The organism is Dysgonomonas sp. GY617 (assembly GCF_015233815.1).
GTDB lineage: Bacteria > Bacteroidota > Bacteroidia > Bacteroidales > Dysgonomonadaceae > Dysgonomonas_A.
Map to the genome: position 1 here is coordinate 364,776 of NZ_JADCLR010000029.1, position 22,021 is coordinate 386,796.

Annotated in this window: 41 protein-coding genes; 38 read left to right on the forward strand and 3 right to left on the reverse strand. The window is 34.6% G+C overall.

The window, feature by feature from the left end:
- Positions 1-4 precede the first annotated feature (4 nt).
- The 3 genes from IR022_RS17225 to IR022_RS17235 are packed head-to-tail and all read right to left on the reverse strand — an operon-like array spanning position 5 to position 1,306.
- Positions 5-367 (reverse strand): hypothetical protein, encoded by a 363-nt coding sequence (locus IR022_RS17225; protein WP_194204655.1) that lies wholly within the window; start codon positions 365-367, stop codon positions 5-7.
- A gap of 27 nt (positions 368-394) precedes the next feature.
- Positions 395-772, reverse strand: coding sequence for a hypothetical protein (locus IR022_RS17230; protein WP_194204656.1), 378 nt, complete (start codon positions 770-772; stop codon positions 395-397).
- 45 nt (positions 773-817) lie between these two features.
- Entirely contained in the window at positions 818-1,306 is a 489-nt protein-coding gene (locus IR022_RS17235) for a helix-turn-helix domain-containing protein (RefSeq protein WP_194204657.1), read from the reverse strand.
- Positions 1,307-1,430: 124 nt separating this feature from the next.
- Between IR022_RS17235 and IR022_RS17240 the strand changes: the two genes are divergently transcribed.
- The 38 genes from IR022_RS17240 to IR022_RS17425 all read left to right on the forward strand — a co-directional run bounded on the left by IR022_RS17240 (position 1,431) and on the right by IR022_RS17425 (position 22,019).
- Positions 1,431-1,736, forward strand: a complete 306-nt coding sequence (locus IR022_RS17240) for a hypothetical protein (protein ID WP_194204658.1) — start codon at positions 1,431-1,433, stop codon at positions 1,734-1,736.
- Between the two features lie 11 nt (positions 1,737-1,747).
- On the forward strand, positions 1,748-1,963 hold the full coding sequence (locus tag IR022_RS17245; protein WP_194204659.1) for a hypothetical protein: 216 nt from the start codon (positions 1,748-1,750) through the stop codon (positions 1,961-1,963).
- Positions 1,964-2,149: 186 nt separating this feature from the next.
- The gene (locus IR022_RS17250) at positions 2,150-2,392 is read left to right on the forward strand and encodes a hypothetical protein (protein ID WP_194204660.1); all 243 of its coding nucleotides are present in this window, start codon (positions 2,150-2,152) and stop codon (positions 2,390-2,392) included.
- On the forward strand, positions 2,385-2,750 hold the full coding sequence (locus IR022_RS17255; protein ID WP_194204661.1) for a helix-turn-helix transcriptional regulator: 366 nt from the start codon (positions 2,385-2,387) through the stop codon (positions 2,748-2,750). The genes IR022_RS17250 and IR022_RS17255 overlap by 8 nt, the downstream gene beginning before the upstream one ends.
- 41 nt (positions 2,751-2,791) lie before the next feature.
- Positions 2,792-3,079 carry a hypothetical protein gene (locus tag IR022_RS17260; RefSeq protein ID WP_194204662.1) on the forward strand — a complete coding sequence of 96 codons (288 nt, stop codon included), beginning with the start codon at positions 2,792-2,794 and terminating at the stop codon, positions 3,077-3,079.
- 111 nt (positions 3,080-3,190) lie between these two features.
- Positions 3,191-3,448, forward strand: coding sequence for a hypothetical protein (locus tag IR022_RS17265; protein WP_194204663.1), 258 nt, complete (start codon positions 3,191-3,193; stop codon positions 3,446-3,448).
- Positions 3,449-3,459: 11 nt separating this feature from the next.
- Positions 3,460-3,912: a DUF4494 domain-containing protein gene (locus IR022_RS17270; protein WP_194204664.1), complete on the forward strand. Its 453-nt coding sequence runs from the start codon at positions 3,460-3,462 to the stop codon at positions 3,910-3,912.
- A 12-nt stretch (positions 3,913-3,924) separates the two neighbouring features.
- Positions 3,925-4,191 carry a hypothetical protein gene (locus IR022_RS17275; RefSeq protein ID WP_194204665.1) on the forward strand — a complete coding sequence of 89 codons (267 nt, stop codon included), beginning with the start codon at positions 3,925-3,927 and terminating at the stop codon, positions 4,189-4,191.
- A 9-nt stretch (positions 4,192-4,200) separates the two neighbouring features.
- The gene (locus tag IR022_RS17280) at positions 4,201-4,464 is read left to right on the forward strand and encodes a helix-turn-helix domain-containing protein (RefSeq protein ID WP_194204666.1); all 264 of its coding nucleotides are present in this window, start codon (positions 4,201-4,203) and stop codon (positions 4,462-4,464) included.
- A complete protein-coding gene (locus IR022_RS17285; protein WP_194204667.1) occupies positions 4,465-5,439 on the forward strand; it encodes a hypothetical protein in 975 nt (324 codons plus the stop codon).
- A gap of 206 nt (positions 5,440-5,645) precedes the next feature.
- Complete coding sequence (locus tag IR022_RS17290) at positions 5,646-5,936, forward strand: DUF4406 domain-containing protein (RefSeq protein WP_194204668.1); 291 nt, start codon at positions 5,646-5,648, stop codon at positions 5,934-5,936.
- A 4-nt stretch (positions 5,937-5,940) separates the two neighbouring features.
- Positions 5,941-6,648, forward strand: a complete 708-nt coding sequence (locus tag IR022_RS17295; RefSeq protein ID WP_194204669.1) for a 3'-5' exonuclease — start codon at positions 5,941-5,943, stop codon at positions 6,646-6,648.
- 7 nt (positions 6,649-6,655) lie between these two features.
- Positions 6,656-6,949 (forward strand): hypothetical protein, encoded by a 294-nt coding sequence (locus IR022_RS17300; protein WP_194204670.1) that lies wholly within the window; start codon positions 6,656-6,658, stop codon positions 6,947-6,949.
- Positions 6,946-7,281, forward strand: a complete 336-nt coding sequence (locus IR022_RS17305; RefSeq protein WP_194204671.1) for a hypothetical protein — start codon at positions 6,946-6,948, stop codon at positions 7,279-7,281. The genes IR022_RS17300 and IR022_RS17305 overlap by 4 nt, the downstream gene beginning before the upstream one ends.
- The gene (locus tag IR022_RS17310) at positions 7,274-8,776 is read left to right on the forward strand and encodes a glycosyltransferase family 2 protein (protein WP_194204672.1); all 1,503 of its coding nucleotides are present in this window, start codon (positions 7,274-7,276) and stop codon (positions 8,774-8,776) included. Before IR022_RS17305 ends, IR022_RS17310 begins: the two co-directional genes overlap by 8 nt.
- An 8-nt stretch (positions 8,777-8,784) precedes the next feature.
- Positions 8,785-9,525 carry a hypothetical protein gene (locus IR022_RS17315; protein ID WP_194204673.1) on the forward strand — a complete coding sequence of 247 codons (741 nt, stop codon included), beginning with the start codon at positions 8,785-8,787 and terminating at the stop codon, positions 9,523-9,525.
- Between the two features lie 6 nt (positions 9,526-9,531).
- Positions 9,532-10,017, forward strand: a complete 486-nt coding sequence (locus tag IR022_RS17320) for a hypothetical protein (RefSeq protein WP_194204674.1) — start codon at positions 9,532-9,534, stop codon at positions 10,015-10,017.
- A gap of 10 nt (positions 10,018-10,027) precedes the next feature.
- Complete coding sequence (locus IR022_RS17325; protein WP_194204675.1) at positions 10,028-10,366, forward strand: hypothetical protein; 339 nt, start codon at positions 10,028-10,030, stop codon at positions 10,364-10,366.
- Positions 10,363-11,085 carry a DNA methyltransferase gene (locus IR022_RS17330; protein WP_194204676.1) on the forward strand — a complete coding sequence of 241 codons (723 nt, stop codon included), beginning with the start codon at positions 10,363-10,365 and terminating at the stop codon, positions 11,083-11,085. The genes IR022_RS17325 and IR022_RS17330 overlap by 4 nt, the downstream gene beginning before the upstream one ends.
- The gene (locus IR022_RS17335; protein WP_194204677.1) at positions 11,082-11,459 is read left to right on the forward strand and encodes a hypothetical protein; all 378 of its coding nucleotides are present in this window, start codon (positions 11,082-11,084) and stop codon (positions 11,457-11,459) included. Before IR022_RS17330 ends, IR022_RS17335 begins: the two co-directional genes overlap by 4 nt.
- Positions 11,460-11,489: 30 nt before the next feature.
- On the forward strand, positions 11,490-11,714 hold the full coding sequence (locus tag IR022_RS17340; RefSeq protein WP_194204678.1) for a hypothetical protein: 225 nt from the start codon (positions 11,490-11,492) through the stop codon (positions 11,712-11,714).
- 289 nt (positions 11,715-12,003) lie between these two features.
- Positions 12,004-12,312 carry a hypothetical protein gene (locus IR022_RS17345; RefSeq protein ID WP_194204679.1) on the forward strand — a complete coding sequence of 103 codons (309 nt, stop codon included), beginning with the start codon at positions 12,004-12,006 and terminating at the stop codon, positions 12,310-12,312.
- 12 nt (positions 12,313-12,324) lie between these two features.
- Positions 12,325-12,513 carry a hypothetical protein gene (locus IR022_RS17350; protein ID WP_194204680.1) on the forward strand — a complete coding sequence of 63 codons (189 nt, stop codon included), beginning with the start codon at positions 12,325-12,327 and terminating at the stop codon, positions 12,511-12,513.
- Between the two features lie 152 nt (positions 12,514-12,665).
- Positions 12,666-13,043, forward strand: a complete 378-nt coding sequence (locus IR022_RS17355; protein ID WP_199330328.1) for a hypothetical protein — start codon at positions 12,666-12,668, stop codon at positions 13,041-13,043.
- Between the two features lie 7 nt (positions 13,044-13,050).
- Complete coding sequence (locus IR022_RS17360; RefSeq protein WP_194204681.1) at positions 13,051-13,266, forward strand: hypothetical protein; 216 nt, start codon at positions 13,051-13,053, stop codon at positions 13,264-13,266.
- A gap of 31 nt (positions 13,267-13,297) precedes the next feature.
- Positions 13,298-13,633, forward strand: a complete 336-nt coding sequence (locus tag IR022_RS17365; RefSeq protein ID WP_194204682.1) for an HNH endonuclease signature motif containing protein — start codon at positions 13,298-13,300, stop codon at positions 13,631-13,633.
- A 15-nt stretch (positions 13,634-13,648) separates the two neighbouring features.
- Positions 13,649-13,957 carry a hypothetical protein gene (locus IR022_RS17370; protein WP_194204683.1) on the forward strand — a complete coding sequence of 103 codons (309 nt, stop codon included), beginning with the start codon at positions 13,649-13,651 and terminating at the stop codon, positions 13,955-13,957.
- Positions 13,958-14,214: 257 nt separating this feature from the next.
- Positions 14,215-14,571 carry a P27 family phage terminase small subunit gene (locus IR022_RS17375; RefSeq protein WP_194204684.1) on the forward strand — a complete coding sequence of 119 codons (357 nt, stop codon included), beginning with the start codon at positions 14,215-14,217 and terminating at the stop codon, positions 14,569-14,571.
- The gene (locus IR022_RS17380) at positions 14,568-16,271 is read left to right on the forward strand and encodes a terminase large subunit (protein ID WP_194204685.1); all 1,704 of its coding nucleotides are present in this window, start codon (positions 14,568-14,570) and stop codon (positions 16,269-16,271) included. Before IR022_RS17375 ends, IR022_RS17380 begins: the two co-directional genes overlap by 4 nt.
- Positions 16,268-17,551 (forward strand): phage portal protein, encoded by a 1,284-nt coding sequence (locus tag IR022_RS17385; RefSeq protein WP_194204686.1) that lies wholly within the window; start codon positions 16,268-16,270, stop codon positions 17,549-17,551. The genes IR022_RS17380 and IR022_RS17385 overlap by 4 nt, the downstream gene beginning before the upstream one ends.
- A gap of 22 nt (positions 17,552-17,573) precedes the next feature.
- Positions 17,574-18,182, forward strand: a complete 609-nt coding sequence (locus IR022_RS17390; protein WP_194204687.1) for an HK97 family phage prohead protease — start codon at positions 17,574-17,576, stop codon at positions 18,180-18,182.
- Position 18,183: 1 nt separating this feature from the next.
- A complete protein-coding gene (locus IR022_RS17395) occupies positions 18,184-19,350 on the forward strand; it encodes a phage major capsid protein (protein ID WP_194204688.1) in 1,167 nt (388 codons plus the stop codon).
- A gap of 8 nt (positions 19,351-19,358) precedes the next feature.
- On the forward strand, positions 19,359-19,664 hold the full coding sequence (locus IR022_RS17400) for a head-tail connector protein (RefSeq protein WP_194204689.1): 306 nt from the start codon (positions 19,359-19,361) through the stop codon (positions 19,662-19,664).
- A 2-nt stretch (positions 19,665-19,666) separates the two neighbouring features.
- Positions 19,667-19,987, forward strand: a complete 321-nt coding sequence (locus tag IR022_RS17405) for a head-tail adaptor protein (RefSeq protein WP_194204690.1) — start codon at positions 19,667-19,669, stop codon at positions 19,985-19,987.
- Positions 19,980-20,441 (forward strand): hypothetical protein, encoded by a 462-nt coding sequence (locus tag IR022_RS17410; protein ID WP_194204691.1) that lies wholly within the window; start codon positions 19,980-19,982, stop codon positions 20,439-20,441. The genes IR022_RS17405 and IR022_RS17410 overlap by 8 nt, the downstream gene beginning before the upstream one ends.
- Positions 20,438-20,815: a DUF3168 domain-containing protein gene (locus tag IR022_RS17415; protein WP_194204692.1), complete on the forward strand. Its 378-nt coding sequence runs from the start codon at positions 20,438-20,440 to the stop codon at positions 20,813-20,815. Before IR022_RS17410 ends, IR022_RS17415 begins: the two co-directional genes overlap by 4 nt.
- Before the next feature lie 13 nt (positions 20,816-20,828).
- Entirely contained in the window at positions 20,829-21,311 is a 483-nt protein-coding gene (locus tag IR022_RS17420; protein ID WP_194204693.1) for a phage tail tube protein, read from the forward strand.
- 105 nt (positions 21,312-21,416) lie between these two features.
- Positions 21,417-22,019: a hypothetical protein gene (locus IR022_RS17425; RefSeq protein WP_194204694.1), complete on the forward strand. Its 603-nt coding sequence runs from the start codon at positions 21,417-21,419 to the stop codon at positions 22,017-22,019.
- Positions 22,020-22,021 lie beyond the last annotated feature (2 nt).

A 22,021-nucleotide genomic window follows, 5' to 3' on the forward strand; every position in this document is an offset into this window, starting at 1 on the left:
TAAATCATTTTTTCTTTACTGCCATACCAGATATGTAATAAGTGTTTCCTCCGGTATTGTGTATCTGTTCGATTTTGATATTTATAACTGCATTAGCTCCAAGTTTCTTGCAGTTATCTACAAATTGATTGAAAACATCATCTAGTGTTAGCTTTACAACCTTCGATTCTTTATATTCTTTACCACCACCCTCAATTCCGACAAGTCCTATCGGTTCATAATCAAATGCAACTGAATTACTTTCAGTAATAAACATTCCACTTGCATAGTGTTTGGATAAATCAACCGAATAGCTATTCATATAGACCTTCGGAGTACATGAAAACATCAAGCACATTGCGATTATCGGAAATATTAATTTCTTCATAGTTTATGTTATTTGTATTTTTAATTTTTAGTTCAATTTATCCAGCATTATTTTTATTATCTCTCGATCTTCTAACATGATTTTAGAGTAGTTGAGGTTAGCAATAGAATTGTTTTTGTCTGCTTCTGCTCTCAACTTATCAGTTTCATCCCTAATCTTCCCGGATTCTGCTCTTACCAATTCAGCTTGTGAAAATTTATCTATTGCTTCTGCCAATTTCTTTTGGGCATCTGTCATATTAACCAAGCTTTGTTCTTTATCTTCATTACTCATGGTAAATGTTTTTAATAAGTCTGATATCGTAATTTCGTAACGGTGAATAATTGTATTGTCAATTATATAATCACCTTGTATTGTTCCGGTGTTAAAGATATTTCTATCCCCTTTGATATTGATTTCTGACATAGCAATCTATTTAAGTATAGATAAATGAATGCTATATGATGTCAATTAGTTTTTGTTTTTGCTTTGTAACATAGTTATGAATTCTTGTAAAATCGTCTTGTCTTTTTTTAATTGCTCGTTTTCCTCCTGTATTCTATTTGTGCGAGCAATAATTTGTATTATTTTTTGATGTACACTACTAGGAAGACCTTCCGGTATTACGAAATCTTCATCTTCAAATGAGAGGACAAAACTATCATTGCCTTCTTTCTTTATTGAGAAAATTGCATCACCCCCGATATTTCCAGCATTGGCAATATTTCCATCACCAATAATATCCAACCGATTGTTGAACTTTCTATCTTCAATTTTATACTTCTTCACAATATCCTCACCATACTTTTCTTTAAGAGTTTTATAATGAAGTGGAGGAAAAGCTTCTTTCCCATTTTCAACTTTAGATATAAAGCTCTGAGCCACCCCCAACATTTCTTGAAGATCACTCTGTTTTAGATTATTATCCTTTCTAAATCTCTTTAAGTCGAAGTTTCTCATTATATAAAACGTTATATACTGTTAAATAAACCTAATAACATAAATATATACCGAATAATAGTTGATGTATCGGAATATATAACGTTATATTTGCATCGTGCTTCACCCATAAAAGGGAAAGCAAATGCAAAGTAAACTAACAAATATAGCAAATAAAATCCCCAAAAAGGGGGAGACGCTAAAAAATAATAAGGATATGAAAGCAGAAGATCACAGAAAGAAGGCGATTGAAGTTTTTAATAAATACATCGCTAATCCTCAGTTTAACAAGAGATTCACCAAAGAAGCAATGCTTAATGAGTTAAGCGGCATAGATCGAGTAATTAAATCTGAACTGCGTATCTCTAAAGATTTGAGAGATATAGAATTCTTAGGAACATGGCTTTCATTAAGACATTATTATAAAAAGTTGATTTCTCTATTTAATTAAATCATACAGTTATGAAAGGTAAAACGATAAATAACACAATTGAGAAGAAGATAAAACCCTATTCTCTATTATCCGGATTCGGTCTAGCTTTATTTTTCGCATTGGTAATGTACGATAATTACCGATACAAAAAAGTCGAAAAGTCCTATCCTCCTACAAGTGAAGTAAGCCACTATACTTCATATAAACTAGATGAAGAAACAATCTTAATACCTACAAGAAAATGACAACATATGTATTTATAAATATAGAAAACCCGAACCGTATTAAGATGGTTGAGGCACTTAATATGAGGCATGCTAGAATATGCCTAGAAGCAAGATTGTTGCATGAGATTAATAGCGGTTTAGCCTCAGATTACGATTTTGGATACCACATGTAAGCAATATATAAAACATCATACATACAAAATTATGGCAAACGATCTTCTTCATATTTGGAAAGAAAGGATTCAAAAAGAATCAAAGCACGGCGACAAGAAAAAGGCTTATCAAAAAGCCTCCGTTTCAGAAACTACTTATGATAATGCAATGAAAAGAGAAACAATTGATGATTTGACAGATTCAGAGTTCGAAGTATTATCACAACATATTGTAGTTCTGGATGAAAGAAAACAGAAAAGAGAAAATAGAATAAAGCAACATACCAATGGATAAAACAATAATACCCTTAACCCTTACTGAGAATAAGTTTTATAATCTCAATGGTCTTGGTTTTCAAATCAAGGAAATTGCCGAAAAAATGGGAATAGCCTACGAAACAGCAAAAAGCCATATGAAGAATATTAAAATAAAACTTGACTTACAAAAGGACAAAGAGGTTACAGCACATTTTTGGTGCAATCTGGTTGGTGCTGATATGGATGAGGTAAAAAAAAGAGTAATGGCATCATGTCTATTGTTGATCTTCCTCCTTTACATTCCTTTCGATCATCTTCAAATGCGAGAAAACAGAAATGCAGAAACAAGAGCTGGCAGGACAATAGTTGCTAGAAGAAACGATTACACAGCATAAAAATATAGATCATGGGTATAAGTCAATCAAATACATTAATCATGGCATCATACAAAGATTTGCAGATGCTTGTAAATGAAGAAATAGGAAACGCAAAGTTGCAAGCCTTCCTTAGTCGATTTGATAATGTGCTTGTTGGCACTAATGAAATAGCCAATATGCATTGTGTAAACCCTAGGACTATAATGAACTACATAAATGATGGCTTGATAGTACCGGAGGTGAAACTTGGCGAAAAAGATCACCATGTATTCCGGTTGAGTTATGCCCTAGCACTTGACTTTAAAGACTTGCAAAAACAGCTACGAGCAAAGAACCGCGGCTATTAAAAGATTAAGCTATTTAAAAGGCTATTTAAGCATCATTATTTTATTCCTACACAAAGACACGTGGATAGAGCAAAACGTCCGTAAATCGAAAAACTCCTTAAAATAAGAATCATGGCAGATTATCAAGGTATATACTACGAAGGCATCAACTACAGCACTAAAGAAGTTAACCAACAATTCAAAATCAAAGTATATGGAATCAATGATGGAAAAATGATTGACTCTTTGGTAGGGATGGATGGCTTAATAAAAATTGTAGATGATAACGATCAAGTAAATACCATGATAGAAAAAGCTTTTTCCAAAGGACTTGATAAGTTCGAACGAAAGTTGAGACGTGGTTTAAAGGTTACATTTTATTCATATTAAAAAATCACATTATGCATAATTATTTTGAAAGTAAAGTTTCGTACGATAAAACAATGGAGAGTGGAACATCAAAGAAAGTAACAGAACCTTATTTGGTAGATGCTCTATCCTTTACGGAAGCAGAAGCCCGGACAATCGAAGAATTAAAACCCTTTATATCGGGTGATTTTACAATCACAGCAATTAAGAGGGCAAAACTATCCGAAATATTCTTCAATGAAAATGGGGATCGCTATTTCAAAGCAAAAGTAAACTTCATAACTATTGATGTAAAAGCAGGTAAGGAAAGGAAAACTTCTGTTTTAATGTTAGCACAAGCATGTGATATTGATGAGGCTAAGAAAGTAATTAATAAAGGCATGGAAGGAACTTTGGCAGACTATGAAGTTGAAGCATTAGCAGAAACCAAAATCATGGATGTATTCCCATATAGTGGCGAAGCTAAAAAAATAATCACCATCTAAGCTAAACAGATTATGGCAATAATACCCAAATGCGAGTATTGCAAACATAATGCTGGTGAAGATATGCAATTTAGATTCATGTGGCATTGTAAGGAACTTGGGTATTGTGTTTCATTCGGCTATAAAAGAAAGCATTCCGAAAAAGAAGAACCTCAATATTGTAAAGCTCTGTTTCTCGGTAAAGGCTCTTTTGTATTGGATGAGGTGAAGAAAATGGAATTCGAAAAAAAAGAGCTAGAGAGGAAAAAGAAGGAAAAAGAGTTGGACCAATTACCATAACAAAAGATCATGACAGAAATAACAATACCAGCAAAGGAGTGGAACGAACTTAAAAGCCAAATTTTAAAGTTGGATGAAAAAGTATCTTATTTAGTTTCAGAGAAGCAAAAGGAAACATTAAGTCCAAAAGAAGTCCAAAAACTGCTAAACATTGGAAAAAGTACATATATACGCTATTTAGATCATAAGGTATTCGAGCAAAAAAAGATAAAGGGAAAAGCATATGTGCTACGTTCCGAGATTGAAAGATTAATAGCAGAAGGGAAAATATAGATGTTTGATTTAATCACAATAGTAACCCCACCATTGACAGATGACAAGATTGATTACATCGTTTGGCGTAATGGTTTACAAACAAATTCAAGGGATGGTGCTGTTTTCTATGATAACATAGATACCAAGAACCTAAAGCAGCAAAAGGGGATATATGTAAAGATTGAAACAAACAGAAGGTTGAAAGCAGAAGGTAGCCTTCACAAGTATCACAATGAAATATCAGGGAACGATAGAAACAATTATAACATGTTCTCTATGTCACAAGCTAAAGCGACTATTGATAGCTTATTATATGACAAAGGGATAGGATCAGAAGATGCACGTATTTACAGCTATGAAATTGGTTTAAACCTCAATCTATCGAAGGATTGCCGCACCTTCTTAGATAAGATTAAAAGCATCGGAGCTATGGGCAATGAAAAAGTATTATGGAACAACCCAAAGTTTAAAAACGAAAGAATGAAGGTTACTGAATTTCATACCAATATCCGCAAATATTTCAAGGTGTACGATAAAGTTTTTGAATCTATGGATAAGAAAAGAAAGGTGATGCCGGAAGGCAATATACTGAGGATAGAAACGGTAAACAGACGTTTAAGCAACTGTTCGATTATTGACTTCTTTTCCCCGGATAATTTACACAAAATGGTAGAAGCTTTCTTCCGGGATTGGCGAACTATTCAATTTCAACAGGACATCATCACCCCCAAAGGCACGGGAAGGGCTAAACAAATGCTTTGCTTAGAAATAATGAATAAGGGCAAGCATGAGGTGCTAAAGCAAGCTAAAGACAGACACAACACCGGATCGTTAACCGATTGGGAACATAGAAACATTCGAGAGTTTGTCACTAAGGAATGGGATGAGGTGAAGAAGTATATCACTTTTATACAGAGCGAAGAAGAAAAGGAATTTAGGCAATTATTACAAGTAAATCATACTATTCTAAAACATGATGAAATCAACAAATAGTAAAATGTAGGTAATTTATTATATATCAATATGTTAGAGTGTGGTGAGAATGCAAATGGGTATAAATGGATACAAAAGTATATCCAAAGCGGCAACTATATAGTGCCTATATATTACTTGGTTACTTGTCTTATACTTCCCGAATAGGAAGTCCGAAGGACTTTAAGAGGGAAGTCAAAAAACGAAGAATAAAAAATAAATAGAATATGGCAAAGAAGAAATTATATATCAGTTTACCCATTACAGGGCTTCCGATAGATGAGGTAAAGAAGCAAGCGGAATTTTATAGAAACATATGGAGTAAGAAGTATGAAGTGATTACCCCGTTTGATATATGCCCCGAACAAAACAAACCCTACTCACACTACATGGGTAAAGACATAGAAGCCTTACTTGAATGTGATGTGATTTACATGTCACCGGGTTGGGTTCACTCCAAAGGCTGCAATGCAGAATATCAGATAGCTAAGATTTACGGAATAGAAATAAAAGGATAAGAAGATGGAACGATTTACAAAGAAATGCAGAAACAAGGGTTGCTTTTCAAAAACAAGTGCTAAGAATGGAATTTGTGAAAGATGTACAAATGAAGCTAGTATTAAAGCTATATCTCTCTTAGCAAAACTTAAATATCGTCAGCATAGAACAAAACTAATATTCTTTGATACAGAAACAACCGGGATTGATCCCTACCTGCATGGTATGCATCAATTAGCCGGGGAAATAGTAATAGATGGTGAAGTAGTCGCAAAGTTTGATTATCGTATCAATCCATTTAAAGGTTGCAAAATTGATAACGAAGCATTAAACGTGTCACACACGAATGTCTTGGATTTTAGGAAGTACAATCAAGAATTTCAAGTTCTCTATATGCTAACTAATCTATTGTTGGATTATAAGTCTTATTCCAATAATAACGACAAGTTTTATTTAGTTGGTTGGCGTGCCCCCGAATTTGATGTTAAGTTTTTGAAAGCATTTTTCGATCGTAATAGTTCGCTTGGAACATTTGATTCTTTTTTCTGGTCTAACCCTATTGACGTAAAAACATTGGCTACTCAACATTTGATTGATGAACGCCCGTTCATGGAAAGTTTCAGCCTTGCCCCCGTTGCCAAGTATTTAGATATTGAGGTAGACGAATCAAAACTACATAGTGCCGCTTATGATGCTTATTTGGGTAGAAAGGTTTACGAAAAAGTAAAATAACAAGGCTATGACAGATTTAAGCAAATCAAAAATAATAATAGTTGGAAATGAAGACAGATATTCAACGGCAAAAGCTATAGCAGCTATTCAAGCATCATTGCCCGGTATTTCGTTGGAACAAATTGAACTAGCAATAATTCAAGCTACCCAACAATTCAATAAAGCTACTATTGATACTGAAAATCTTAATAAAGCACTTTCATCATTAAAGGAAATTCCATTACCAGAATTTAAAAGGGCTTCAATCAACGAGCCATTTTATTACAATGTGCCTAAATATAGAAGGGGGAAAAGAAGATGATACGAATTGAGATAAAACCCTTATCCGTAAATGAAGCATGGCAGGGAAGAAGATATAAAACTGAAAAGTATCTAACCTATCAAAACACATTGCTTTGGCTTCTTCCGAAAATTGAAATACCATTACCACCATACGAGATTCATTTTAAGTTCGGTTTTAGTAACTCGCTTTCTGATTGGGATAATCCGGTAAAACCCACCCAAGATATTTTGAGTAAGAAATACGGATTCAATGACAAACTTATTCGAAAAGCCATTGTGGAAACCGAAATAGTGAAAAAAGGAAAAGAATATTTTGAGTTTGAAATTATAACAGCACAAAACCATGAGTAAAGAACTTGTTGAAAGAATAAAAGAGCTAGGGTCACTATTTAGTGAGCTAACCATTAAAGCCGAAGATTTGACAAATACAAATCAACCCATAATCGGTATTGGTATTACTACTCATAACCGTTACGAAGTGTTCGCCTCAACATTAGTACAAATACAATATTTTGCCCCAGCAAATACAAAAATAGTTATAGTTGATGATGCTAGTGAAAAACCCGTTTCAGAAGCTACTTATAGATTCAATCAGAATGTAGGGATAGCAAAAGCAAAGAATAAATGTTTTGAATTATTATACAATGCCGGGTGTGAACACTTCTTCTTATTTGATGATGATTGCCATCCTGTAGTTGCAGATTGGCATAAACCATACATTGAAAGCCAAGAACCACATTTGAACTACATATTTGAAGAATTCAAAGGTCATAATAAACCCATGTTGAATGACACACTTCTTCTATATTCAAATAGTAATATCAAAGCTTATTCCCACGCTAGGGGCTGCATGTGTTACTATAAACGCATTTGCTTAGATGTGTGTGGTGGAATGTCACCCTTATTTGGGAAATGGGGATTTGAACACCCCGATCTATCCAATAGAATCTACAATGCCGGACTTACTTCGTTCCGATACATGGATGTGCCGGATAGTGGCAAACTCATTTGCTCTATAGATGAACACACCGGAAATGCTAATTCTACAGTACAAGGAAATGACAGGAAAGCATGTATAGAGGCAAATAGTAAGATTTACGATTCAAGAAAAGATATAACTGAATATGTAGAATTCAGAGAAAAGAAAAATATTATCCTTACTTGCTTCTTTACAAAACTTAGAGATTACCAAAGAGAGAGTGAACAGCCCATGCAAGCAAATAAAAAATTGCTTTATCCTCTTATTGATTCCATGAAGGGGCAAAAATTAGTTGTAATAACAGACTGCTTTGACAATGAAATTGAAGGTACTACTCAATATATTAATGTTGAAACATCGCTAAACAATATTTATTTCCAACGTTGGGTTAATTACTACCAATATCTTCTTGCCAACAAAGAAAATATTAATCAAGTATTTATTGTGGATGGTACGGATGTACAAATGTTGAATAATCCATTTGACACTATGCAAGATGGGGTTATATATGTTGGCGATGAAGCTGAAAGAACCGGATGTAAATGGCTATTTGAATATCACCAACATACTTTGATACAAAAGTTTATCAATAAGAATGCAAATAAAGTATTGCTTAATGCTGGTCTTTTGGGTGGTAGTGTTGATGTCGTAATCTCTTTTATCAATAAGTTCCTAGCATTCTATTTTCAATCTGTTAGTGATAGCCATTTTAACGAAAATCGCCCAGATTGTGGAATATATGATATGGGATTATTCAACTACATAGCACGTACCCATTTCTCCGATCGGTTGGTACATGGTACACAAGTAAATACAGTTTTCAAAGATGATAAAGCAAATAATGTAAGTTGGTTTAAACATAAATAGTTACGGATATGGAAGACATGACAGAAAAAGAAAAAAGAGATTATCTCTTTAGCAAAGGATGGACAACACTATGGAATGAAGATAATTGGGTTCACCGTGGAATAATGCAAGGTGCAAATTTAGATTGGTGTGGTGTATCCTTAAGATCTGCTTTGGAAATTCAAAAACAAAAGGAATCCCTCAATAATAATGATAAAAGTAAGGAGATTAGAATATACTACTTTGCCCCCTTCGATTCAGAAAAAAATATTGGCAGATCGCACAACCAGCATTGCGAGATAGTGCCAAACTCGGAGGATTGGATTTGTATCACAGATTCAGATGTATTATTTCTTCTCCCAGATACCAAAAAGCAAATACATGATACGATTATTAGACATGGAAACGATTACCAAGTATTTGGATGCCTTACAAACAGAATAGCATCCCATCATCAAAGGTTTGGCGTTCCGGATTTGTTTTATGAAACTGATATAATGACCCACAAAAGAAATGCAAAGATCGCACAGGATCATTATACAATGGTTAGAGAAACAGATTTAAACATCGCCGGGTTCTTGATGATCTTCCAAAAGAAAACATGGGAAAAATATAGATTTTCAGACAATAGCCTTCGTTTTGATTCAGAATTCACCGATAAGGTAAGAGCGAATGGTGGAAAGTTAGCAATTATGCAGGGTGTGTATGTATTCCACGATTATCGTTTAGGGTATGATAACCCAATGTTTTATATAGATCATTTAAAATAAGAGGACATGAAAAATCAACCCAAATCACCAACATATAAGAAGCAAAAGATAGATACTTATGTTTCTCTAAAAGATATTAACCGTTTGGGGTTGATATGCAAAGAATATGGTTTTAGTAGCACATACCAGCTATTGAAATACTTGGTGGATTGTTTTCTTCGTGTCGCTGATCCTGCCAATGATGATAATAATAATCCCGTTCCACATGCTATCGAAGAAATGTTTATTTCACCTCGTGAGTATCGCAGGATAAAAAGGATAGTGAAGAATAATAAAAACTCGAAGAAGCTCGAAATTCAACTTCTAATCCCTTTTGGTGAATATGTGTCTAAACGGACACGTAAAGTGATAATAAACGAACAAGGCTTAAAAATGGCAGATGAGATAAAAGATATGTTTGAAACAAATTCCGATTGGCGAAGCTCCGAAGGAATGACAGTATATCAAAAGCCAGATCAAAGAAAAATTAAAACTCCGGATGATTTAAAATAAAACAAAGAACATGGAAAAGAAACAATTTAAAGGAACGCAAGGAGAGTGGCATATAGGTCAGCATGGGGGAATAGGTGTTCAGATCGGATGTGGTCAATCTCATTATGTTGCTTGTGCTTATACTGGAGGTAGAGATAGATGTGCCGATGAACCATTAGCCAACGCTCAACTCATAGCTACAGCACCCGAATTGCTAGAGCTTTTGATAGATATAATAAAAGATAGCGAATTTGTAATAGAGTCTGCACGTGGAGCTTCATATTATCATGATTGCAATATAGATATAGAAGATTTGGAGGTATTAATCAAGAAAGCAAAAGAAACTGTAAACAAAGCACTAGGAATATGAAAGAACCAATCAGCGAAGTTTTTAATATGGATTGTATAGCGTTTATGAAAACAAAGCCTGATAATTATTTTGACTTAGCTATCGTCGATCCTGAATATGGGATTGGAATCGCAAAAAGGAGAGGCAGCATAGGACAAAAAAAGGGACAAGGCAAACTTACAAAATACAAGTCAAAAGATTGGGATAGTAAGCCCCCTTCGGAAGAATACTTTAAAGAGCTATTTCGAGTTTCGAAAAATCAAATTATCTGGGGAGGGAATTATTTCTCAAACTATCTACCCCCATCGAAATGCTGGATAATTTGGGACAAGAAACAGCCAGAGGGTGTGTCATTCGCGATGGCTGAACTAGCATATACCTCATTTAATATTAGTACTAAAGTGTTTAGCTGCAGTCGCGCTCTGATAGGTAATAAAGTAGCAAATAATGATAGGCTTGCTAGAAAATATATTAAGCGACATGTAACACAAAAACCTGAGGTTCTATACGGGTGGATATATAATACATTCGCTAAGGAAGGATGGATAATACTAGATACTCATTTAGGCTCAGGAACTAATAGAAGTGCAGCCTATAAACTTGGATTTGATTTCTATGCGACAGAGATAGACGAGGATATCTATTTAGATCAAGAGAAATATTTTGCAGAGGAATGTCATGGTATTATAAGATTAGAGAATAAAGCAGAGCTTATACAAACTAAACTTTTCATTTCATGAATAGACCCAATCTAAACACCCTCTCTAAAGATTTTGCAGATATGCCTATCCTTCATTTGAATCTCACTTCTAAATGGTATGATATGATAGAGGCGTTAATCAAGAAGGAAGAATACAGAGAACAAAAACTATTCTGGAATCGCATATTTACTCAAAGTGGATATATCAAGATCAAAGGAAAGTTATATCATCCTAGTGATGTTTTAGTATGTTTCTCGAATGGCTATTCTAAGACCCGTAGGCAAATGTATTGGACTCTCAATGGTCTGTGTTCATCCTTCGGTTGTTCAGAATGGGGAGCTGTCGAAAATACCGAATATCACACACTGAGTCTTAAAAACAAAGTAGAGTATCAACCAAAGCCGACCCTATAAACATGGGAAGGCTTATTAAAAAAAATAGCTATGAGAGAAATAAAGTTTAGAGGAAAAGGAAAGCAGCCGACTAATGGATGGGTATTCGGTGCTCTATTCCAAAATAGTGGAGGCTCTCTTATCTTGAAATTACGCAAAGAGTCAGAATTTGCTCCAATTCGAGGAAATATGTATGAACTCATATTCGATTTTTTTGACGTAATATCCGAAACAGTAGGTCAGTTCACAGGACTAATCGATAAGAATGGAAAATAGATATACGAAGGAGATATAATTAAAACTCTATTAGGAAACATCTTAACCGTCAAATCTGGAACAGTTACCCATAAAACAAAAGAATCGTTATTTCAATGTACGGGATGGTGAAGAGAAGAAGCAAAAAATCGACCTGACAACCTCACAAGAGAGGAAGAGATAGCATGGATATTAAGAGAATCTGAAAAATCGATCAGTAATCATAGTAAACCACTAGATAGTGATTTTTCATCACTCATATATGATACCTTTTGGGACATTGTATAATGATATAAAAACAAATAGAATTATGAACGAAGAAATAAAAGCCCTCATTGAGAGGGAAGTCGAAAAGTACATTGATCAGATAAACAGGATTTGCCCAAAAGACTTACATGATATTCCTGCTTTAAAGGCTGATTTCTCATCTGGATTCCAAATAGCCCTATCTCTCTTTAGATGGAGAAGTTTCGCTACAGACGATTTACCTAAAATAGGTCAAATAGTAACTGTACGAAATAAAGCTAAGAAAAAATATAATACACAAGAGATTCAGAGCCATTCACATATTCATGTACTAGCAGAAAATTACATCGAATGGATGCCTATACCAAATTAATAAATAGAAGATATGAAAACAATAAGTACAACTATTGAATATAATGGAGTCCTCGTAAAAATTGAGGACGGAAAGGTTTTTCTTCGTGCTTTTGGCACAACTATATTAAACAGATCAATGCACTGGTCATGGATAGAAGTTCCAAAAGAAAAATTGAAAAAAGAACTTCGCAATTTGTTGGAAGAAAAAGGACTAATATGAAAATATGGAATTTTAAAACGCCTTTATCATTCTTGGCTTCTATTGTATGGAATCTTAGTGAATTATTTAATATTCCATTAAAGCGATTTGCTCCAACAGTATTTCATTTTATGATTGGGGCAAAGGGGAAATCTAAATTAAACTAAATAATTATGTTTACAACACCATGTTTTATAAGAAAGAACACTCCCGAATTAAGGGATAAGCTAGAGGGGTTAGGGTATAGTATGAGATATCAGCATTCATATGGTAATCAAGTACTGTTTGTGAATGATGAATTTATCCACGAAACTAACGTCGATTATCCTAGCTATAATTTAATAATAAAAGAGAGAAGTATCGACTGCTCCGAAAACGAAGCTCTCTTTCTAGCTATTGCAGCTTTGAGAGATGATAGCGACTATATGCAGGTATACACCGATAGTGAGAAATGGATTATATGTGATAGCAGCGATTTTAATAGGTGGTATATAGAGAATCATAATTTACGCAAAGCCACTGTAACCGAGTTAATAAATCATTTTAAATAAAGAGAATATGAAAGCAAGTGAAGCAAGAAAAATAACAGAACAATACGGAGTATCATTGACCGAGGTTTTAGATCAAATAAAGAAACAAGAAGAAAGAGGAGCTAGTAGTGTTTTTTATGACAATATGAATCCCGACACCCTTCAGCGACTTTTCGAACTAGGGTATAGAGTCTCAAAATTCACAGACCCTATGGGAGTAACAATGACAAGAGTAGAATGGTAACCGAACTAAAAAAAGAGAAGGAGGGAAGCAAATGAGTAAAGATGCAAACTATATCAAACTAATAAACACCACCCGTTGGCGACAATTACGGCTTAAGAAGCTACAAGCCCAACCACTATGTGAGTGTGACGAATGCACAGCCAATGAGAAGATCACACCAGCTACAGAAGTGCATCATATTGTTCCGGTTGAATCAGTTAATAACATAGAACAAATGGAAACCTTGATGTTTGCCTTCAAGAACTTAATGTCGGTAAGCCATGAATGCCATGTGAAGATTCATCAAGAAATGTTTTCCCATTCAAAAGTAAATGTGAAGAAGGCAAACGAAAAGCGAACCAAAAGATTTATTGATAAGTATTTATAAACTAAATAATATATTATGATTGCTGAAAAACTTATTGAAGATATTAGTGCATACCTTGGATCAGACCATAACCAAGTGAAGATTGCCATAGAACAATGCCGGGCTAAAGGAGTGCTGCAAACCCAAGAAGTATTGCAGTTAGAACGTCAAGGTTTGCCAATATCCAAGGTGCTTAGAGCTATACTAAGCATCAAGTGCAATGATGGACTTGGTATTATATTAGATCGTAATCAAGTTACCTATAATGATCTTATGTGTGTAATCGGAATCATAGCCCAAGATGCCATGCTTCAATTACAACGCCGGATATATCCGTACCGATAATATGTTAAAATTGCTTGAAAATCAAGGTGGTTTGCGATGAATCACCTTTTCAAATATCCAAACATTAAATGTTAAAACATCGCTTTTTGAATGTTAAAAAAGCAAAGCCGGGGCGGTCGTTTTTTGAATACCCCCATCCATCACTGAAACCCACTCCTTCCCCCTTTTTTATTCACGAAAAAAATATATCTCCGGGGGGAAGAAATTTTTACCCCCAAAAATACAGCAAAATGCCATAGCATAAAGCATCAATATGAATGGCAAAGAAAATAACAAGCATAAATTCAATAGAAAAACGGTTAAAAAAGACATTAGAAAATCAAGGAAGTTATAACGAAGGAATTGATACACTCATCGAAATAACTGCCGGAAATCTATATGCTTACTATTTAGCACGTAGAGATGTTGAAGCCTTAGCGAGTTCATTCATTGAAGAAAAAACAAGGGAAGAAAACATAAAAAGAGTAGAACATCCTGCAATAAAAACACTTAGAGATCAAGGTGAAAATGTAAGAAAGCAACTTAGGGAATTAAGATTGACTATTGCCACTGCCGAAGGTATGGGAATAGATGATTTAACCGATTTGATAGATGAGGTGAACAATGTAAAATGAATATAGATAAACAAGAACTAAGAGATTTAAAACTAAAAGTATCTGGGGAATTGAAGGATATTGATGTTTTATCCTATCGGTTGAAAGATACGGATGAACGTTTAAATACTTATGTCTTTTCTGTTATCAATAACCCCGAAGCACACAATATATACGAACAATTATCTATAAAACGTTTTTTTCAATTTCTCGATAAATATGAATTTAGATCAGTCGAGGTAAAAAAGTTTGTAGTTTTTTATGAGAAGCTAAAATTTACCGGAGCAAAGGGGTTGACAAGATATAAACTAACCCCGGTGCAAACATTCCAGATTGCAAATATTTTTGCTTTTTACAAAGAAAATGGAAAACGAGTAACAAGAGATGTATTGCTTTTTGTTCCTCGGAAGTTTTCTAAAACAACATTCGTTGCCGCAATTGCTATTTATGATCTTCTTTTCGGTGATAGAAATGCACAAGCGTATGTAGCTGCTAATAGTTACAAACAAGCTCAAATATGCTTCAAAATTATAAAAGAAATCTTAAAAGCCCATGATCGAAAATTAAGGCATTTCAAAATAAATAGAGAGGTAGTTCACAATTTAAGGAGGGGGCAACCTTCTTTTGCTGAATGTTTGGCATCGGCTGCGGATACATTGGATGGATTGATGGCTAGTTTAGTATTAGTAGATGAATATTCCCAAGCTGATAGTGCCGAATTAAAGAATGTACTTACATCTTCGATGGGAACACGTGAAAATCCATTGACTATAATAATTACTACAGCATCCGAAAAACTGAATTCTCCATGTGTTGAATTACTTACAGCTTACAAAACAATACTAAGGGGTGAATTAGATAATGATGCCGTTTTTGCACACATATTTGAACCCGATGTTGATGATGCCGAAGATGATCCGGCAACATGGAAAAAGGTACAACCACACTTTGGTATAACCGTTCAAAGCGATTATTATGAAGAAGAATGGAAGAAAGCCCAACTAACTAGTGATGATATGTTGACTTTTAGAACCAAATTACTTAATATTTTTGTTCAAAACACAGCAAAACAATGGTTTAGCCAAGATGAGATATCAGCATTAGCCAGAAATATAACTATTGATTCCATAGATAAAAAGTACCCATGCATGGTATCTGTGGACTTATCGGTATTTGATGATTTTAGCACAGTAACATATACTATACATAACGAAGATAGTCGATCCTTTTTTTCTCATAATGAATTCTATTTACCAGAAGTCACCATTGAAAATCATCCTAACAAGGAATTATATAAAAAATGGGTAAAAGAAGGTCACCTTAAGGTTATAAAAGGCAATGTGATAGATTACAAGTTAATAGCAAATGATATAATGAAGCGAGGAAGCCATTTAAGAATATTAAAAATTGGCTATGATCCATATAAAGCTGCAACTTTTGTAAATACAGTAATAGCACTGGGTGGAAAAGAAAATATCGAACCCGTAAGTCAGACTTACGGTTCTTTTACATCTCCTGTGGAAAGCATTGAATATGCTATTAAAACAAGTAGTATAATTTTTAATAATAACCCCATAATCTGGTATTGCTTCGGAAATGCAATGATAGATGAAGATAGGCTTGGCAATCGAAAGCCTATCAAAAAAGCAGAAAATGATAAAATAGATTGCACAATAACAAATACAATGAATTTTCACCTATTTAACAATTATGTACGATGAAAAAATGGTATAAAATATGGGAAAGGAACACAGTAAGCCCACCCGAACCCACGTCACCCAAGGGATATTTCGAAACTGTAAATTCTGCGGATAATCTAGTTACCGAATGGGTTAATGGTGGTGATTCCAGAGAAATTAACGTTACAAGTCCAAACTTAGCAATGAAAATTTCAGCCGTTTACAGGTGTGTTGATATTCTTTCGGGAAGCATTGCTTCCCTTCCTTTACAATTGAAGGTGAAAAAAGAAGGGGTTTTTCAGATTGCAGAAAATAACACTCTTAATTACTTGTTAACGGTAAAGGCAAATCAAAGGCAAAATGCTTTTGATATGATGCAAAATGCTATTATCCAAATGGTTTTGTATGGAAATGCCTATATTCTTCCTGTATATACTTTGTCTGGAGAATTGAATGAATTGATACTTCTTAGCCCCAACACAACAACGTATAATGTAATAATGAATAGTTATTATGTTAACGATATGATTAATGGAGTAATAGATGAGTATGATTCAGACGAAATAATCCATTTAAGAAATATTTCATTAGATGGTGGTTATACGGGTGTAAGTACAATTCAATATGCCGCTAGGGTATTGGGTATTTCAGCCAATGCAGATGAAAGAACACTGGATTCTTTCAAGCCGGGTAAAACATTAAAAGGTTTTATTTCCGGGGATCGGGATGCCGGAGTTAAAGGTTTTGGTGAAATGCAAGATAGTCAACTAGAAGATGTTGAAAAGAGAATAACCAATGAGGTTAATAGCGGCAAAGGAATATTCCGAGTACCCGGTGCTGCCAAGTTTAGTCAATTATCCATTCCATATACTGATTTACAACTATTGGAAACAAGAAAGTTTGGTATTCTGGATGTATGCCGCTTCTTTGGAGTCCACCCGGACAAAGTTTTTGCCGGACAAAGCCAAAACTATAAAGCTTCGGCGGTTAGTAATGAATCTTATCTTTCAGATACACTACAATCTAGGTTAGTGAAGATAGAAACCGAATACAGATCAAAACTTATTCCCAAAAGTTTGATACCTAAGATGAAAATAGAATTTGATATTGAATCATTGCTGTTAACCAGCCTTGAACAACAAGCAAATTATATTGAAAAAACCGTGCAAAATGGGGTTTATACACCTAATTATTGGAGAGAAAAGAAAGGACAGTTACCAAAAGAAGGTGGTGATGAATTATTTATTTCTTGCAATGTTGCCCCAATCAATTCAACAAAAATAAGAGGTGAGGATAAAAATTTACCCCCAAAAAACGAATAAAACAATAATAATAAAAAGCTGTATGGAAATAAGATCATTTTGTGAAGAAAGGGCAATGCCTACAATAGTAGATGAACGCACCATTGAAGGCTATGCAATTGTATTTGAAAAAGAGAGTCGGTTAATGTTCGATCCTCAAAAGCGGCGATATTTTACCGAAATAATCAAAAGAGGTGCCGTAACAGAAGATGATTTGAAAACTTGGGATATAAAAGCACTAGCGGAACATGATTCATCAAGGTTATTGGCTCGTAGCTTCAATGGTGTTGGTACTTTAAAACTTACCATTGATGATTATGGGCTTAAGTATAGCTTTGAAGCCCCTAAGACTACAGAGGGCGATAATGCGGTTGAAATGATTAGGCGAAAAGACCTTTTTGGCTCATCCTTCGCATACAAAGCCAATGAAAAGGAAAATGTAAGTTACCGAAAAAAGGAAGATGGGGTATTACTCAGAAAGGTGAAGCGATTACACCGAATATTTGATATATCAATAGTAACTGATCCCGCTTATTTTGGAACAGAGGTTAATGTGCGTAGTCTTGATGTGTTTTTTGATGAACCCCCGAAAGATGAGAGTTACAAAGAAGATATTGCAGAATTAAGAAGTTTAATTAATAATAATTTTTGATATGAAATTAAAGAAAGCGGATAAAAAAAGAATGCGTGCACGTATGATGGAAATCAATGATCGCATTGGGGAATTAGCGGATACTTTAGCAAAAGAAGAAAGAAAATTGTCTAAAGAAGAAGCCGATGAACGTGACGCCATAAGTGTTGAAAAAGACCTTCTTCAACTAAGGCTATTACAAGACGAACAAGGAACACTTCCTGTTCAAGAAATTTCCAACGAACGTGCATTTACACAAATAGTGTCGGGATTAATGACTAATCGTGAAGTTCCGGAAGAATGCAGATCATTGATTGTGGAAGATAAAGGTGTTCTAGGCTTGGCAATCCCTATGAATAGAGATATTCAAGATACGGAATCAGTTCAACCCGTTATCCCCTTAACAATAGGTGATATTATTGAACCTTTGGAACAAGGTTTGATATTAAATAAGGTTGGTTTAAAAATGCAATATGGAATGACCGGGGCGTGGCAATTTCCGGTAGTGGCTGGTGTTGAAGCGACATTGGAAGATGAGAACGTAGAAATCTCAGATACTACCATAGACATTTCAAAAATTAACCCAACACCACGCCGTGTGGCTATTTCTATCCCTGTATCAAACCGTGCCATTGATCAGAGCAATAACGTTATACTCGCTATTGTGAAAACTCAAATGTCACTATCTGTTACACGTTTATTGAACCGTTGGATGTTTTCAAGAACAAAAATAACGGTCAAAGCATCGGAAGGTTGTTTTGTAAATCCAACAACAAAACTAACCTATTCTACGGATATTGCATGGAGAGATGTGGTTGCTTTGGAAGGTGGTGTTATATCAACCGGGGCGATTATTGATGGTACCGGGGCTTATGTTTGTTCGGGGAAAACATACGCCGCTTTGAAGTCTACCCCAAAAGATGCCGGATCAGGTTTAATGTTGATTGAAAATGGTTTAATGAATGGTTATCCCGTTTTTATTACGGAACATATTGGAAATGATGCACTTGGTTTTGGTATATTTAGCTATCAGATGCTAGGACAATTCGGGCAAATGCGTATGATCGTTGATCCATACACAGGTGCAAAAAGAAACCTTGTGTATTTTGTATTTAATACTGACTTCGATATGCTTACACTTCGTACGGAAGCATTTGGTATTTTATCGAAAGAAACACCAACTACATAAATATTGATATGGCGGCATACACCAACTTAGGGCAATTTCAAAAGCATCTTGAAATAGATTATTTAGAAACCGGGGATGAAGCTTATTTGCAACTATTACTAGATGCAAGTGAAAGCCGAATAGAAAAAGAAATCAATCAACCATTCACCGAATTTGTGGATGCTGATGGGAAACTTGATCCTTCGTTGGTAGCTGCCATATTAATCTTTGGTGGAACTCTTTATGCTAACAGGGAAGCGGTTGCATACGCTGATGTAAAGCCGGTTCCCTTTACTTTGAAATTCTTAATCCAACCTTATATAAAATACACCTGAGTATGAGAGCCGGATTGTTGACAGAAACTATTGATATATATGAACCTCGAAAAATAACATTACCTACAGGTGAAGTTAGTAAAGAGTATTTTAAAACACGAACCATCAAAGCCTATCGAAAAAAATTATCGGCATCGGTGGGTAGTGGTATAAATGCAAGTGAGGAATTTATTGCCAATACTATAGTTTTTCAAACAAGGGTGTATTCTTTCTTAAATGAAGATATGCATATCAAATTTGGCAATAGATTCTATTCGATAGTTCTACTCGATAAACAAAGGGATAATACTTACTTAATAACAGCCTCAAAAAATAATGAATAATGTTATCGAAATAAAACAAATAGATCGTGGAACTATAAACTATTTAGTTCGTAATCTTGATGATTTTGGTAAAGATAAGGCTATAAAAAAAGGTCTTGGCGATGCTGGAAAAGTGTTTGAAAAAGGCGGCAAAGGTAGATTGAAAAGAAGCATGAAAAGCGGAAGCCGTGGTGTTACGGGTAATTTACTTAGAAGTTTCAATGTGAGGGTAAAGAAAAGCAAACCGGGGGTCTTAGTCGGTTTTAAGCAAGGAAAAGATGGTGGATCACACGCTCATTTAGTGGATATGGGTACCACCGATAGATATTGGAAAACGAAAAGTCATAAATATGTGGGTAAGGTAAAGGCGAATCATTTTTGGACTGATACCGAGGAACAAGACTATCCTAAAGCATTAGAGACGTTGTATGATGGAATAGAAAGGGCTGTTAACCGAATAAACAATAGGCAATGAGCGCAAATAGTAAATTTAAGATTACAACAGAGATTCGGGATATACTTCTTGGTGAACCAAAGATCACAATAATTATTGGCGACCAAATATTTCCGGTCGTAGCACCAAAGGATACACCGGGTAGTTTTATTATTTACCGCCGGGATGAATATTCAATATCTTACAATAAAATGGGTATTCATGAACAATCATGCAAGGTGTACATTAGTGCTATATCGGATAAATATGGTATTTCTCAGGAATTAGCCTATCAAATTAATGAATGCCTTAAAGGAACTTTTAGTAATCCTCAAATGACAATTAGACTTCTTGATTCTACAGAAGATTTTGAGGACGCAAAATATATACAAACTCTATTATTTGAAATAATTTAATAATTAAAAAATTATGGCAGCAATAAAACATGATTCAAACACTGACATATTTAGAGATCAGTTGTTTTTATTTATAGGTGACAATCCGGTTGCTTTTGCAACGGATGCATCTTTAAACACATCCACCGATGAGGTAGATATAAGTAATAAAATGATGTCTGGAAATTGGAAGGCTTCTTTGCCCGGACAAAAAAGCTTTTCAATTTCTAGCGAATCATTTTTGACGCAGACAGAAGGCGAATATAGCTATGATAAATTGTTAGCTATGCAAATAGCAGATCAGACATTTGAATTCGTCTTAGGGTCTGCAAAAGTCACAGAGCAAACACCAACGGGGGGTAAATTTGAGATAGACAAAACGAAAAAACATTACACAGGTACTGTGATGATTACCTCTCTTGATCTTAAGTCAACAGTGAATGATATTGCAACCTGTAGTGCTTCTTTTGCTGGTGTTGGTGCATTGACTCCGGGTATTGTCACCCCTACCACTTAAGCTTTCACTATTTTATAAATGACAAAGAGTCTGTTCAATTCGAGCAGGCTCTTTTTTTTACCCCCAAAAACGGGAGATAATGTCAATCTATAAAAGGGGCTATTTATGAAATTAACTATAAGGGCAATCATTCGATGGGAACAATTGAATCAAAAACCATTCTCGAAATTAGATTATGGCAATATAGATGATATTGTATCCTTTTTTTATACATGTAGCTTATCGGATGAGGTGAATATTTCCTTAGAGGAATTTAAAAAAGATATATCCGATAAAGGAATGGAGGAAATGAGTAATGAATTTGAGAGACAAACATATCTCGCTTCTCAATTTCAACCAATTCATACAACCAAAGAAAAAGAAGATAGTAGTGATGAAAGAAATAATTCAGAGCCTATATATATCAAAGACATTGTATCCTCTTTGGTAATGAATGGACTTGATGTTCATTTTGCACTGAATGAGATGCAAATTTATGAATTGCCTATATTCCTAAATGCACACGATCAAAGAGTTAAGAATCGCTTAGAATCTGAACGGCTGTGGACTTTCATTCAAATATCCCCACACTTATCAAAGAAAATAAAATCTCCAAAAGATATATATCCTTTCAGTTGGGAAATAGAAGCCGATAAGGAAATTTCCGAAGAAGAATTGAAAAAAGGAAGGGAAATATTCAAAGTATTTACCCAATCAAGAAATAAATAAGA